Annotated in this window: 12 protein-coding genes; all 12 read left to right on the top strand. The window is 38.7% G+C overall.

What is annotated here, in order from left to right:
• Nucleotides 1-74: 74 nt before the first annotated feature.
• The 12 genes from MLE17_RS15340 (at nucleotide 75) to MLE17_RS15285 (ending at nucleotide 14,588) form a co-directional block, all read left to right on the top strand.
• A complete protein-coding gene (locus tag MLE17_RS15340; RefSeq protein ID WP_243349597.1) occupies nucleotides 75-386 on the top strand; it encodes a helix-turn-helix domain-containing protein in 312 nt (103 codons plus the stop codon).
• A gap of 174 nt (nucleotides 387-560) precedes the next feature.
• Nucleotides 561-2,240 carry a type I restriction-modification system subunit M gene (locus tag MLE17_RS15335; protein ID WP_243349595.1) on the top strand — a complete coding sequence of 560 codons (1,680 nt, stop codon included), beginning with the start codon at nucleotides 561-563 and terminating at the stop codon, nucleotides 2,238-2,240.
• Nucleotides 2,197-3,534, top strand: coding sequence for a restriction endonuclease subunit S (locus tag MLE17_RS15330; protein WP_243349593.1), 1,338 nt, complete (start codon nucleotides 2,197-2,199; stop codon nucleotides 3,532-3,534). The genes MLE17_RS15335 and MLE17_RS15330 overlap by 44 nt, the downstream gene beginning before the upstream one ends.
• Complete coding sequence (locus tag MLE17_RS15325) at nucleotides 3,531-4,607, top strand: SIR2 family protein (RefSeq protein ID WP_243349592.1); 1,077 nt, start codon at nucleotides 3,531-3,533, stop codon at nucleotides 4,605-4,607. The genes MLE17_RS15330 and MLE17_RS15325 overlap by 4 nt, the downstream gene beginning before the upstream one ends.
• On the top strand, nucleotides 4,604-7,753 hold the full coding sequence (locus MLE17_RS15320; RefSeq protein WP_243349591.1) for a type I restriction endonuclease subunit R: 3,150 nt from the start codon (nucleotides 4,604-4,606) through the stop codon (nucleotides 7,751-7,753). Before MLE17_RS15325 ends, MLE17_RS15320 begins: the two co-directional genes overlap by 4 nt.
• Nucleotides 7,754-7,776: 23 nt before the next feature.
• Entirely contained in the window at nucleotides 7,777-9,090 is a 1,314-nt protein-coding gene (locus MLE17_RS15315) for a DUF262 domain-containing protein (protein WP_243349590.1), read from the top strand.
• Nucleotides 9,083-10,156 carry a DUF3696 domain-containing protein gene (locus tag MLE17_RS15310; protein WP_243349589.1) on the top strand — a complete coding sequence of 358 codons (1,074 nt, stop codon included), beginning with the start codon at nucleotides 9,083-9,085 and terminating at the stop codon, nucleotides 10,154-10,156. Before MLE17_RS15315 ends, MLE17_RS15310 begins: the two co-directional genes overlap by 8 nt.
• A gap of 254 nt (nucleotides 10,157-10,410) precedes the next feature.
• A complete protein-coding gene (locus MLE17_RS15305) occupies nucleotides 10,411-11,040 on the top strand; it encodes a hypothetical protein (RefSeq protein ID WP_243349588.1) in 630 nt (209 codons plus the stop codon).
• A 3-nt stretch (nucleotides 11,041-11,043) separates the two neighbouring features.
• The gene (locus MLE17_RS15300) at nucleotides 11,044-11,688 is read left to right on the top strand and encodes a GIY-YIG nuclease family protein (protein ID WP_243349587.1); all 645 of its coding nucleotides are present in this window, start codon (nucleotides 11,044-11,046) and stop codon (nucleotides 11,686-11,688) included.
• Nucleotides 11,689-11,807: 119 nt separating this feature from the next.
• Entirely contained in the window at nucleotides 11,808-12,155 is a 348-nt protein-coding gene (locus MLE17_RS15295) for a toxin (RefSeq protein ID WP_243349586.1), read from the top strand.
• Between the two features lie 37 nt (nucleotides 12,156-12,192).
• Complete coding sequence (locus MLE17_RS15290; RefSeq protein ID WP_243349585.1) at nucleotides 12,193-13,197, top strand: type II toxin-antitoxin system antitoxin SocA domain-containing protein; 1,005 nt, start codon at nucleotides 12,193-12,195, stop codon at nucleotides 13,195-13,197.
• A gap of 1,097 nt (nucleotides 13,198-14,294) precedes the next feature.
• The gene (locus MLE17_RS15285) at nucleotides 14,295-14,588 is read left to right on the top strand and encodes a helix-turn-helix domain-containing protein (protein ID WP_243349584.1); all 294 of its coding nucleotides are present in this window, start codon (nucleotides 14,295-14,297) and stop codon (nucleotides 14,586-14,588) included.
• Nucleotides 14,589-14,598 lie beyond the last annotated feature (10 nt).

The raw sequence follows: 14,598 nt of genomic DNA, 5'->3' as shown, positions 1-14,598 counted from the left end.
TTAGACTTCGAAAATCATTCATTGGCCAATGATGATTAAGCAAATCAAGATGTTTAATCACACGAATGAAATTTATGAAGAGTATAAATTTAAATGATCACTTACTGGAACTTGTATTGCTCAAGCTTAACCAGTATGAGCAGAAAATTGATTATCTGACCGCATACATTGACCGGATGCAAGATGCTTATCCTATTGCGGATTGGGTTTATTGTCTGGAAGAAGCTTTGTATTACCTTAAAATGTCTCCCAATACTTTCCGTAAAAAAGAAAGAATGGGATTGATAACGTGTATTCGTGACGGAAGAAGAATTTTTGTCAGACAATCTGATATTGATCGTTATTGGCAACGTAAAAATGATTTAGATTCATTCTCTCCTGATTAGAAAACTATTATTGATTTATTGTTAAAGATAGATGGCTATTTACTTGTTTGAATTTATAAAAATCGCAACATTTGTATTTCAAAAAGATTTGGTACTGTTAAATAACACAATTCTATATATTAGGATGGTCTATTTCTAACATAATCGACTGTAAAACAAAAGAAACAATTCATAATGAACCAATCCGAACAACAATTTCTCAACGAATTAGATAAGAAACTCTGGACGGCAGCCGATAAACTGCGATCCACACTTTCGGCGGCGGAATATAAACATGCCGTATTGGGATTAATCTTTTTGAAGTACATCAGTGATGCCTTCGATACCCGAAGAAAGGAGCTGGAAGCAAACTTGCGTAATACTGAGCACGATTATTACCTTGACCCGGAAGAATTTGATACACCGGAAGAGTATGAGCAAGAAATACAGAACGAACTCGAAGTAAGGGATTACTATACAGAGAAGAATGTATTCTGGGTACCGGAGCGGGCGCGATGGAAAACACTAAAAGATCTTCATAAAATACCCGTTGGTAATCCGCTGCCCTGGCTGAAGAAAAACAACAAGGGGGAGATGGAGCCCGAAAAGATGAAAGGGGTGGCTTTTCTGATTGACGATGCGTTGGATGCTGTAGAAAAAGATAATGTCAAGCTGAAAGGGATACTGAATAAAACCTATACCCGCCTCAATCTGGATAATGATAAACTGGGCGAACTGATTGACCATATCGGAAGTATACCTTTTGAAAAGAAGGATCTTAATTTAAAATCAAAAGATATACTCGGGCATGTGTACGAATATTTCCTGGGGCAGTTTGCCAGTGCCGAAGGGAAAAAAGGCGGACAGTTCTATACCCCCAAGGCGATTGTGTCGCTTATCGTTGAAATGTTGCAACCCTACAAAGGCCGGGTGTATGACCCTGCAATGGGATCGGGTGGATTCTTTGTACAGAGCGAGAATTTTATTAAGCAACATGCCGGAAAGATTGATGACATTTCAGTGTACGGACAGGAATATAACCACACGACCTGGCAGCTGGCAGCCATGAATATGGCTATCCGTGGGATTGATTTCAACTTCGGAGGACAACCGGCCGATACGCTGAATAATGACCTGCACCCCGACCTGCGTGCCGACTACATTATGGCCAATCCGCCCTTCAATATGAAGGAGTGGTGGACTAAAAAACTGGAAGGGGATGTGCGCTGGAAATACGGTACCCCACCGGAAGGCAATGCTAACTTTGCCTGGATGCAACATATGATACACCACCTGAGTCCGTTGGGTTCGATGGCCTTGTTGTTGGCCAATGGTTCCATGAGTACCAATACCAATAGCGAGGGGGAAATACGCCGCGCCATACTGGAGGCTGATTTGGTGGAGTGTATGGTGGCTTTGCCCGGACAGCTCTTTACTAATACCCAGATACCGGCTTGTATCTGGTTTCTGACGAAGGATAAAACGGCACGCAATGGCAAACGTAAGCGCATCGGAGAAGTCCTCTTTATTGATGCCCGAGAAAAAGGGTATATGAAAGACCGCGTATTGCGCGACTTTACCGCTGAAGATATCAAAGAGATAGCCGATACTTTCAATAAATGGCAGGGACTGGTCGAAGGTTATGAGGATATCGCCGGATTTTGCAAAACCACTGCGTTAGAAGACATTGCCAAAAATGATTTTGTATTGACTCCCGGACGCTATGTCGGTGCCGCCGAGCAGGAAGAAGATGATGAACCTTTTGCTGAAAAAATGAATCGATTGACATCAGAACTCAAAGGCTATCTCGAAGAGAGCGCAAAACTGGAAATTGAAATTAAGAAGCAGTTGGGAGGATTGGGGTATGAGTTCTGATATGATTGAGACTATTTTAAAGGATCATCTTGTATTTAAGAATGGGAAAACATCTCCATTAAGAGACGATAATGGTATTTTTCCAGTCTATGGATCAAATGGTATTATAGGTTACTCTAATGAATATAATTCGCCTGAATTTTCAATAATAATAGGTAGAGTTGGTTCTTATTGTGGTAGTGTATATTTTTCAAAAGAGAAATGCTGGATAACAGATAATGCAATATCTTGTAATTCTATAAACAATGATGAAAGTTTATTCTGGTTTTATCTTCTTAATCATTTGAATTTAAATCAATTTAGGACTGGTTCTGGACAGCCACTCTTAAATCAGACTATTTTAAATTCAATAAAGGCCAGAATTCCCCAGATAAAGGAAAAAAGACTATTTATTGGTCATATTTTATCTCATATAGATTCTAAAATTCAGAATAACGATAATATAAATGTTATTCTCGAATCTATAGCCCAAACACTCTTTAAATCCTGGTTTGTAGATTTTGATCCGGTAAAAGCAAAAATAGTAGCCAAAGCAAAAGGAGAAGATCCACAACTGGAAGCCATGATGGCTATCAGTGGAAAAACCGCTGCTGAAATCAATCAACTACCTGCTGAAAAAAGAAGGGAACTGGCTGATACGGCAGATCTGTTTCCTGATGAAATGGAAGATAGTGAGCTGGGAGAGATTCCGAAGGGGTGGAAGGCCATTCCTTTATATGAAACTGCAGAATATGTGAATGGAGGGGTTTTTAAGGCTAATGATTTTTCAACAAATAAAGAAGGATTGCCAGTTATAAAAATAGCAGAGCTAAAATCCGGTATATCAGATCAGACGGAATATACAATTAAAGAATTTCCGGAGAAATATAGAATTAATAGTGGTGACATTCTTTATTCCTGGTCAGGTAGTCCTGAAACATCGTTGGAGGCATTTAAATGGTTTGGTGGCGAAGGATGGCTAAACCAACACATATTTAAAATCAACACAAAAACTGCAGAGCAAAAAATATTTGTGTATTTTCTTCTTAAGTATCTCAAGCCAGTATTGATCGATACTGCTAAAAATAAGCAGACAACAGGTTTAGGCCACGTGACAGTTGCTGATATGAAGAGGATAAAAGTTGTTTTTCCAGATAAAAAAGCAATTAGGCTTATTCAGATGAAAATGAGTTCCCTATTTTTGTTCTCTTCCAATAGTCAAAAACAAAATATAGTTTTAGAAAAGCTAAGAAATAGTTTAATACCGAAATTGATTTCTGGAGGGTTGAATATGGATAAAAAAGGTAAACAATGAAGTTTCTTGAAAAAGTATACATTAAAGAACTAAACTCTCCTGATTCAGATAGAGTAAGTATAAAGGATACAAAGTTGTCAGATGGTACAAAACAATTGATGATTTCAATTGATGGAAATGATTTTTTACCTAGTAGTATACTTTTTGATGATGAAACTTCGTATTCTCAATCATTCGAATTATGGATGCAAGAGCGGAAAGATATTTTAAAAGATAAAGCAAATCAGATATTAGCTTTATACGACAATATAGAACGATTCAATAAGTTGTCAAAATCATTAAAGGCAAATTCTATTATCCCATTTCTTGGTGCTGGTATTTCTATACCAAGTAATTACGCAAGCTGGACATCTTTCTTATATAAATTGAGATATGAATCAGAAATAACAGAAGAAGATCTTAATTCTTTACTAATTCATGGTAAATATGAAGAAGCCGCTCAGATTCTATATGAAGATCTTGGTGATGCATTATTTAATGAACACTTAGAAAATGAATATTCAGCTGAAAGGGAGATTTGTGGTTCAATAAACTATTTACCAATATTATTTCCAGATAGCTCTATAATAACTACCAATTTTGATAATAACATAGAACGAATTTATAATGATTTAGGTCAAGGTTTTAACTATATAAAAAGTGGAAAATACCTTGATGAAACAATTAGGCAGATGTCGTCTGGAAGTAAATTTCTGATCAAATTACATGGGGATTGTATCCAAATAGCTGATAGAGTTTTGACTAAGATTGAGTATGATATGGCCTATTTAAATGGTGATGTGTTAGAGCGATTTATAAATAGATTGCTAATCAAAGGATCATTATTATTTGTCGGTTGTAGTTTAACAAATGATCGAACAATTCATACAATAAAGAAGATTGTTAAGAAAGAAGGAGCAGGATCTTTGCCGCGTAACTATGCATTCCTTGAAGAAATAAAAGACAATAAAATGAGGTCTAAAAGAAAAAGAGAGCTAGCAAGTGCTAATATTTTTCCAATTTGGTATCCAGAAGGACAACATGATGAATCGATTGAAGCTTTATTTCTAAAGTTATTGGAGGAAAGGCAATGATAACAGAAAACCAACTCGAACAAATCACTCTATCCTGGTTTCAGGATACCGGATATTATTACCTCAATGGAGCAGATATAGCCCCAGAGAGCAGTAACCCTTATCGAAATGACTATCGGGAAGTATTACTGATGCGGGAATGCCTGGAGGCGTGGCAGGTGATGAACCCGGGTATACCGGCTGATAAGCTCGAAGAGGCGTTTCGGGAGTTGAAGAATGCTCAGGGGGGCTTTGGCGTGGTGCGTAATAAGGCGGTACACCAATTGCTGATCGATGGCATACAGGTGGAAGTGGATAGAAATGGTCATAAGGAGCAGGAACTGGTTTTTCCGATTGATTTCAGGACTCCAACCAACAACCGTTTTCTGGTAGTTAACCAGTTTAGTATAGCCGGAGCTAAACACACACGTCGTCCTGATATTGTGGTTTTTATCAATGGATTGCCCTTAGCGGTATTGGAGCTGAAAAATCCCGCCGATGAAGATACCGATGTATGGGATGCCTACAACCAATTACAAGCCTACAAAGAAGATATTGAGGATCTGTTCCTGTGTAACGAAGCCCTGGTAGTTTCCGATGGGATAACCGCACGAATCGGGTCGTTTACAGCCAATCAGGAACGTTTCCTGCCGTGGCGTACCATCAGCAACGAAAACGACCGTCCGTTGGTAGAGTTTGAGCTGGAGAAAGTGGTGAAAGGTTTCTTTCAACCGGAACTGTTTCTGGATTATATCCGTCACTTTGTACTTTATGAGCAGGATGGCGATAAGCTGATTAAGAAGATTGCCGCCTATCATCAGTTTCATGCTGTACGTGAAGCGGTAAAGGCCACTGTCATAGCGGCCAATGTGCCTGAACAAAATATAGCAGCGCATCCGAGAGCAGCCTACGGCAAAGAGGTGGTTCCGGGGTGTAAAAAGGCCGGTGTGATCTGGCATACTCAAGGTTCTGGGAAGAGTATCTCAATGGTCTGCTATGCCGGAAAGCTACTTCAGCAACCCGAAATGCAAAATCCGACCATCGTAGTGGTGACTGACCGTTCCGATCTCGACGGACAGCTGTTTACCACCTTCTCCCAGGCAGCCGATCTGTTGAAGCAGACACCGGTGCAGGCGGATAGTCGTGAAGCTTTGCGCGATATACTGGAATCGCGACAATCGGGAGGCATCGTCTTTACCACCATACAAAAATTCTCCCTCTATGCCGGAGAAACCAGACACCCACAACTGAGCCAACGACACAATATAGTAGTCATCAGCGACGAGGCTCACCGTAGTCAATATGGCCACAAAGCGGTGTTGGATACGAAGACCGGAGTCTATAAATACGGCTTTTCGCAACACCTGCGAGAAGCTTTGCAAAACGCTACTTTTATCGGGTTTACCGGTACGCCGATTGCCAACGGAGATAAAGATACCCGTGAGGTATTCGGGGGTTACGTCAGTATTTACGATATTCAGGATGCGGTGGACGATGGTGCTACCGTGCCTATCTTTTACGAAAGCCGCCTGGCAAAACTGGATGTGGACAGAGATACCATCGAGGAATTGAGCCGGGAGGTGGAAGAGGTGATCGAGGATGAAGAGGATCTGACCATTCGTGAAAACACCAAAAGCAAATGGACTGCACTGGAAAAACTGGTCGGCTCAGCACCCCGATTAAAACAGGTAGCTTCTGATCTGGTCAGCCATTACGAGCTACGTACCGATTCGATTGAAGGCAAGGCGATGATCGTGTGCATGAGCCGTGAGATATGCGTGCATCTGTACAACGAGATAGTAGCCTTACGTCCCGAATGGCATAATAGTGACCCGGAAAAGGGTGCTATCAAAATCATAATGACCGGTTCGGCCGCCGATAAGGAGTTGCTACGCCCGCATATCTATAGCAAAGCCGTCAAGAAACGGTTAGAGAAACGGTTTAAAGACCCCGAAGATGAACTGAAATTGGTCATCGTGCGCGATATGTGGCTTACGGGCTTTGATGCACCTGTGTGTCACACCATGTATATTGACAAACCGATGCAGGGGCATAACCTGATGCAGGCAATTGCCCGTGTCAACCGCGTATTTAAGAATAAACCGGGCGGATTGGTGGTCGATTATATCGGCATTGCCAACGAGCTGAAAGCGGCCCTGAAAACCTATGCCGATTCCGAAGGGAAAGGTTCTCCAACGAACCGGACACAGGAGGCTTATACGCTATTGCTGAAGAATATGGATGCGGTACGAGGTATGTTCCATAACTTCGATTACTCGAAATACAAAACAAAGGCTCTGGAGCTGCTGATTCCGGCAACCAACTTTGTGCTGCGCGAGCCGGAGAATGGAAAGAAACGCTTTCTGGATTTGATGCTGGCTGTGAATAAGTCCTTCTCCCTCTGTGCAACGATAGACGAAGTCAAAGAGCTGCGGTTGGAAATTGCTTTCTTCAACGCCATTAAAGCTACTATACTCAAATACACCAGTGTGGACTCGAAGCGATTGGCCGAAGAGAAAAACAGTGCACTGAAACAGATTATCGACAATGCCATTGTAGCTGATGGGGTGGCTGATATCTTCGAGCTGGCCGGTTTACAGAAACCGAATATAGGGCTATTGTCACCCGAGTTTATGGATGACGTACGCCGCATGAAGTCAAAAAATCTGGCGATAGAGCTGTTGGAGAAATTACTAAAAGACCAAATCAAATCACACTCTCGGGGTAATCTGGTTCAGGAGAAGAAATTCGGCGACCGTCTGTTGGAAACACTTCGTAAATATCATAACCGGGCTATCGAAACGGCTCAGGTTATTGAAGAGTTGATCCAAATGGCGAAAGACTTCCAGGAAGCCCTGAAACGGGATGAAGAATTGGGGCTCAGTCCGGATGAAGTACGATTCTACGATGCTTTGCTGGAAAATAATACAGGTGATGAAGCGCTAAAGAACGAAGATATCAAGTTTCTGGCGCAGGAGCTTACCGAAAAGCTCAAAGGTAGTATTACCGTGGATTGGGAAGTACGTGACAGCGTCCGTGCCAAGATTCGTAACATCATCCGAAGGATGTTGCGTAAATATGGATACCCACCCATTCGCTCACAAGAGGCGATTAATCTGGTGATACGGCAGGCGGAGGTATTGGCGAAGGATTGGGAGAAGAATTAAATCGAAATTAAAATATATTCATTATGAATGGTGATGTTTCAAATAAGATTACATTGAGTGACAATTCATTAGAGCATCTCTCTCAAGAATTGCCAACAGAGGTAATAGATAAATTGGCTAATTTAAAAGATCAAATATATCATCGGTATGATGATTTTAAATCAATCCTACATGGGCTCTTAGGTGATGACAATTATACTATGTATAAGGACATTATTCTTAATTTCATTGAGCAAGTTGAAACAGATGAAGATACATTAGACTCTGATGAAACAGGGAAAGGATCAATATATCCTTATGATCCATCGAAAGCAGATATTGATATTAGAGAGGACCCCCAAACAATATATGAATTAGTTATTAGGAAATGGGATCGGAATCTTATAGAAATGCCTGATTTTCAGAGGAAATATGTTTGGAAGCCAGAACAACAATGTTTATTTATTGAGTCAATATTACTCAATTTCCCTTTACCTCCATTATATATAAATAAAGATAAAAACGGCAAATATATGGTCGTTGATGGTAGGCAAAGAATTACAACATTACGGCGTTATCTTAAAAATGAATTTCGACTAGATGGTTTAAAGGCTATACCGAGTGTAAATGGAAAAAACTTCACGGAATTAATTGAATTCAATAGTGATTATCAAACTAAAATTGAAGACAAAAAACTATTAGTTTACTTGATCCAACCATCTGTACCTTTAGAAATGGTGTATGATATTTTTAATCGAATTAACACAGGGGGTACTCAATTGGAAAGACAAGAGATTCGAAATTGTATTTATATTGGCAAGGCAACGAAATTCCTAAAGAACCTATCAGCTAAATCTATATTTAAAGAAGCAATAGATTATGGAATTTCTGATGATAGAGCAAAAGATCAGGAAGCAATACTTCGATATTTGTCATTCAGGATGTTTGATTATAATATAAATTACAAGTATAGTATGAATGATTTCGTTGAAGATGCCATGAAACACATGAATGAAAAATTCTCAGATGAAGACTTTGTTAAACATGAATTGGAGTTTGAAAAGGCGATGCATTATACGCTTGATTTTTTTGACAAACGTAATTTTAGAATACCAACAGAGGAGACGAGGGGGCGCATAAATATTGCAATATTTGAAACTGTAGCTGGTTTTTTTGCTTCAAGGTCTGAAGAGTATTTGCTAAGAAATAAAGCTCAAATAAAAGCTAATTATACATTGTTGCTAAGAGATTCTCTATATTTTGATGCTGTTAGATTTTCGACTGGTGATAAAAAGAGGGTTTCAACTCGTTTTGACCGTGTATTTGATATCCTAAGTAAAGATTGTACAAATGATTAAATCAACTAAACTAAAAAACTTCAAATGCTTTCAAAATGAGACTCAGTTTCATTTGTCAGCAATTAATTTGTTAACCGGAATTAATGGTAGAGGAAAGTCTTCTTTTTTACAGAGTATTTTACTATTAAGTCAGTCTATTGAAGACAATCAAACTTTTAGTAGAGTTGCATTTAATGGGGCATCTGTAAATCTTGGTACGTTCAGAGATGTACAAAACAGAAATACAGCAAATAGTAATCCTATTGAAATAACTCATGAGACTTTAAATGGAGTTTTGGGGTTAACATTAGAAAGAGATGAAAACGATGATACAATTGGCCTTGTAAAAAATAAGGTTTGTGATGATGTGATGACTGAATTTAAACAAGTACATTACATTGCTGCTGACCGAATAGGACCTCAAGAATTTTATATTAAATCAACTTTACCGAGATTTATTTCTGTAGGATCAAAAGGGGAATACCTTGGAAATGTTTTATATCAAAAGAAGGTTCAATTGGTGCATGAGTCATTGCAATCTATAAATACATCAAGTTCAAATGAACTTGAAATTAAAATAGGAGAATGGCTGTCCTACGTATTGAATACAGAGAATGTAAAAGTCTTTATTGAGAATCCTGAAAGTTCAAGGATTATTACACTTTCTTTTGAAATTGGGAAATCAAAATTTAGACCTCATAATATTGGGTTTGGATTTTCTTATGTGTTACCGATAATAACTTCTGGTTTAATAGCACAACCAGGTGATATTTTAATTGTTGAAAATCCAGAAGCTCATTTACATCCAAAGGCACAATCTAACTTGATAAACTTTTTATCAAAAGTTTCGGCTTGTGGCATACAAGTTTTTATAGAATCACATAGTGAACACATCTTAAATGCCCTAAGAGTTCTCGTAAAAAAAGAAAGTTTGTCGCCAGAGTTGATTAAGATCTTTTTCTTTCATGAAAAGTCAGATATTTTATATTCAAAAATTGATATAAAGAAAGGTGGTAAGATAGATTTGTGGCCTCATGATTTCTTTGATCAAAACGAACTTGATTTAAAAGAACTTATAGGTTTTTGATTATGGATATTTTTATTAATGATTGTCTATTACAGAATGATCTACTGGAGAGGCATTTACATGATGAGAATTCCTTATTCAATTCAATAAGATTTCTAGGCCTGTTTTGTCAAAGTATAAATGAAAAAAAACTAGAGTATAATGATCAAGTTGTTATTAAGTTATATGTGTCATCAAATATTCTGAAGTATTTTTTTGACTTGATCTCGAACACAGATGTGGAACAATATTTTAGGATAAATCTATCAAAAGTAATGCCAATATATTGGGATCAAAATTCTATTCAGAGTTATCAGTATCAATATTTTTTCTTTGATACTTCAATGGCTCCTCCGGTTCCATACTCAATTGATAAAACATCTTTAGCTGAAGCTTATGAATTCACAAACAAATATAATGATCAGGTTCTTGCTTTAAATTTTCCTGATTCGGTTTTAAGTAATCAAAGAGCGTTATTAATAATCGCTGTTGGAAATAATAATACTGGTACTAAATCAATACAATGTGCTGATAATGAGCATTTGCTTAAAGAGTGGATTGAGCAAAATATAGATAGAGCACTATTCTACTATGATAAGACATCTACTTACCCTCCTACTGATAACCAAACATGTTTGCGAAGTAAAATTCGATTTGAAGAAACCAATAAACGCTTTCAATCACGGACAGTATTTAGAGAAATTAAAACAGGAAAAATGTGGTATGTTGATAATTCTCATTATGGAGAAAAAGCGCATATTGAAGTTTTTGATGACAGCGGTGACGTATTTTTAGGAGAGGCTCCATTGGATGGATCCATTATTATTAATAAAAAGTCGGAGAATCCGCATAATGCGAGTAAGAGTAGCAAAAAGAAAGCAAAAAGAAAGCTTAAATTGAAGTGACTTATGACCACCAAAAAAGATAACTACGGAATCGTCTATGTCCTGACTAATCCGGCGATGCCCGATCTGGTCAAGATAGGCATGACCAACAAAGAGAATGTGGAAGCCCGGATGAAGGAGCTGTTTAATACTAGTGTGCCTGTACCTTTCCAGTGCGAGTATGCCTGCAAGGTGACTGATTGTGTCGTGGTGGAAAAAGCACTGCACATTGCATTTCATCCCTACCGGATTAATGTACAGCGAGAGTTCTTTGAGATTAATCCCGAACAGGCTATAGCGATCCTCAAGCTGCTCGATAAAAGCAGTGACATTACCTCGGAAGTGGTTGAAGAGATCAATAATGACCTGTCGGATGGAGATCGTCTGGCCGGGATGAAGATGAAAAAGAAGAAACGTCCACCGCTTAATTTTATGGAGATGGGACTGCCATTGGGGGCTAAGCTGGAGTTTAATCGCGATGGAGAGAGCTATGTGGTAGAAGTGTGTGATGCCAAAAAGGTCAATTATGGTGGGCTGGAATCTTCCCTGACTGCCGTTACCCGTGATCTGTTGGGTTTGGAGTATTCCGTGCAACCGACACCTTACTGGACGTATAACGGAAAGAATCTGCAGGAGATATACGATGAGACGTATGAGGTGAGGGAGTAGAATTGTGAATTATTGGTATTTTGAACTATATAGTTCTATAGAGTGTTTTATTATTACGATATTTGAACTATATAGTTGTTTTATCTATGTGAATTTGTAATTTTGCAAACAACTATAGCATGGCTGATAAAAATGATGTAGATCGTTTCCTGAAAGAGTTTAAAACAAAAATGAATATTTGGGACGTTCTATTTCGCGATGATCGTGGTAAAAATGCTCAGACAATGGCTGATTTGGAACTTAGGCCAATAGACCGGAAAAAGATCCTGGAAGATCTGACATTTGCGGACTATTCTGAAGGTCCCTTAGAAGAAAAATTGTATGGAGGCAGTGATATGTGGGTCTTTGGAAAGGAGATCAAAAAGAATGAGGTGTATATTAAAATCACTATGGGTTTTGCAGGTGGAAGCGTGATCTGTATATCGTTTCACGTTGCTGAGTATCCGATGAACTATCCGTTAAAATAATTGCAGTTTAGAAATTCGATTATATCCAACCAATTACATGAAAAGTCCATTTACAGGTAAAGAAATGTTGCTCTGCAAAGAGACCCGCAAACTTGTATTTCGTAAAGATGAGTTTGACGTGATTTATCACTATTATCGTTGTGAGGATAGTGGAGAAGCCTTTACCTCCACATCACTTGATGAGTTGAATATGACTCAGCTGTACAATCAGTACAGGGCGAAGCATAAGATTCCATTCCCTGATAAAATAAAGCAGATACGGGATAAGTACAACCTTCCAGCAACAAAAATGTCTGAGATTCTTGGATTTGGTGTAAATAGTTATCGCAATTACGAGAGCGGTGAAGTTCCAGCATTACCCAATGCTAAATTGATGCAGATAGCTGATGATGCATTTGAATTCAGAAAGTTGGTAGAGTTGTGTGATGCTCTTGATGAAAAAAGTAAAGAAGAATTGTTGTTTCGGATAGATCATATTATACAGACACAAAAAGAGCTTCGTTTCCAAAGTGAACTGGAGAAATATTTTACAGGAGATCAATATCCTAATGCAAATACAGGTTTCAGATCACCTGATATGAGGAAATTTGCAGAGATGATAGTCTATTTTGCAGAAAAGGTGCGCCCCTGGAAGACCAAGCTAAATAAGTTACTTTTCTATACTGATTTTAACATGTTCCGGGAAACCGGTTTTTCAATTAGTGGTATGCAGTACGTCGCAATACCGATGGGCCCAGTGCCGAATCGTTATGATGGCATTTTTGACTATTTGGTGAATAAAGGTAATTTTGCTATTCAGGTAACTGTATTTCCAGATGGAAATGTAGGCGAACAGTTTGTTGCTAAGGATGATCGTAAATTTGATTCAGCGGTATTCACCACACAAGAGTTGGAGATTATTGAACGAATAGCAGAACGGTTTAAAGATACTTCCACAAATGAAATTATAGAAATCTCCCATCAGGAAAAGGCCTGGATTGAAAATCAGCAGGAACATAACCTGATCGATTACCGGTATGGTTTTGATTTGATAAATGGATAGGAGGGAATCTGTTGAAAAAGTCGATGAAGGTTTTCAGGGAAACAGATCTTTAGTCTTTATAAACAATCTAGTCCCTTTTCTTCGTCCAGATGACCGAAATAATTACCGCAACCCAAAGACCTGTCAACGTGAGCAGCATCTGACAACGTCAAATAAGAAATCAAAATAAATAACCGCCGCTTAAGCACCGATAAAATGGTATTTAAGCGGCGGTGTTTTTTGTTGAAACCTTTCCAACGTTTTAAACTCTGGAAAGATTGACAGAGTATCATTTCTGCACTTTAGGTTTGATTTGTGGGATTATATCCGATTTGTCCACTATGAAAAACAGAACTGATCAGAAATACAAGTATTCAGTATAAGTATCATATAATCAGATTGTTGTGGCACTTTGTAATAATATAAAGATAATTTTCGGATTTCTTACGGTTATTGCATAACTTTTGGTGTGTATTTTAGGTCAACCGACTTCTAAGGGCTAATTTTGTCGGCATGATGCTTCGGGCATCGTAATAATTTTAAAATATTAAGGTTATGAAATTTGTAATTTCATCGACGGGATTGCTCAGTCAGATTGTGGTTGTTAGAAATGTAGTCTCATGTAGAGTTATACTACCTGAACAGATGGTTTATTTGCCTAAGTCAAATGAAACCTCTGGCGCTTTGAATGCATATGTGGATTTGAACTCTCTGCTCAGTGCTACTATTGAGCTGTTAGAAGAATCAGAGGAAAGAGCTGATTCATGCCATTCCCGACCCATTTACCGGCACAGGACAAAAGCGGAATTGATAAATGCCCCGGATTGTCCGTTTGTAACATTAATAACCCGAAAGAGATACGACATCATATATTTCCCAAAAACACCCAACGGGTCTTTACTCCAAAGACGGAATAGAAGGGAGCGGCTCTTGGCGGCTTTACTTCGGGAAGGAGGTGAGATCAGGCAGCGATATGATGCCCACAGCGAGCTCTATCGCTACAGGCACCGGAGGTTGGAGATAAGTGTCGGACAGGAAACGGTAGGGAATATCACCCGAACCGGAGAATCACAGCGAGCGCTATCCCTTTTGTCGAACCTTAATTTGGAGCATAAGTGATGAGCGAGTTTAAGATTGATAGAAATATGTATGAGCTGATTATTGCCAATCAGCGTCTTTTGGAAGAGCAGATCTCACATTTGCAATTGCAGATGAAAGACAAAAAGCCGGCATTGTCCTATCTTGACGGTAAACAGGTCTGTGAGTTGCTGAGAATAAGCCAGAGAACATTACAAACCCTTCGGGATAATGGAAAAATCGGGCATTCGCGGATTGAAGGAACTATCCTGTACCGTGAAGAGGATGTCAGGGCCTTGTTTGACCGCTATTTCAAGCGTCCTAAAACGGAATAAATAATAATCT

The sequence above is a fragment of the Parabacteroides sp. FAFU027 genome (genome assembly GCF_022808675.1).
Classification (GTDB): Bacteria; Bacteroidota; Bacteroidia; order Bacteroidales; family UBA7332; genus CAXXIC01.
The sequence above is the reverse complement of the archived record's forward strand: the minus strand, read 5'-3'. Positions and strand labels throughout refer to the sequence as shown.

What these genes read in the sequence shown, in the direction of transcription:
- MLE17_RS15320 (WP_243349591.1), top strand. Translation starts at nt 4,604, where the DNA reads ATGATAACAGAAAACCAACTCGAACAAATCACTCTATCCTGGTTTCAG.
- MLE17_RS15300 (WP_243349587.1), top strand. Translation starts at nt 11,044, where the DNA reads ATGACCACCAAAAAAGATAACTACGGAATCGTCTATGTCCTGACTAAT.
- MLE17_RS15315 (WP_243349590.1), top strand. Translation starts at nt 7,777, where the DNA reads ATGAATGGTGATGTTTCAAATAAGATTACATTGAGTGACAATTCATTA.
- MLE17_RS15305 (WP_243349588.1), top strand. Translation starts at nt 10,411, where the DNA reads ATGCCAATATATTGGGATCAAAATTCTATTCAGAGTTATCAGTATCAA.
- MLE17_RS15325 (WP_243349592.1), top strand. Translation starts at nt 3,531, where the DNA reads ATGAAGTTTCTTGAAAAAGTATACATTAAAGAACTAAACTCTCCTGAT.
- MLE17_RS15285 (WP_243349584.1), top strand. Translation starts at nt 14,295, where the DNA reads ATGAGCGAGTTTAAGATTGATAGAAATATGTATGAGCTGATTATTGCC.
- MLE17_RS15335 (WP_243349595.1), top strand. Translation starts at nt 561, where the DNA reads ATGAACCAATCCGAACAACAATTTCTCAACGAATTAGATAAGAAACTC.
- MLE17_RS15310 (WP_243349589.1), top strand. Translation starts at nt 9,083, where the DNA reads ATGATTAAATCAACTAAACTAAAAAACTTCAAATGCTTTCAAAATGAG.
- MLE17_RS15290 (WP_243349585.1), top strand. Translation starts at nt 12,193, where the DNA reads ATGAAAAGTCCATTTACAGGTAAAGAAATGTTGCTCTGCAAAGAGACC.
- MLE17_RS15295 (WP_243349586.1), top strand. Translation starts at nt 11,808, where the DNA reads ATGGCTGATAAAAATGATGTAGATCGTTTCCTGAAAGAGTTTAAAACA.
- MLE17_RS15340 (WP_243349597.1), top strand. Translation starts at nt 75, where the DNA reads ATGAAGAGTATAAATTTAAATGATCACTTACTGGAACTTGTATTGCTC.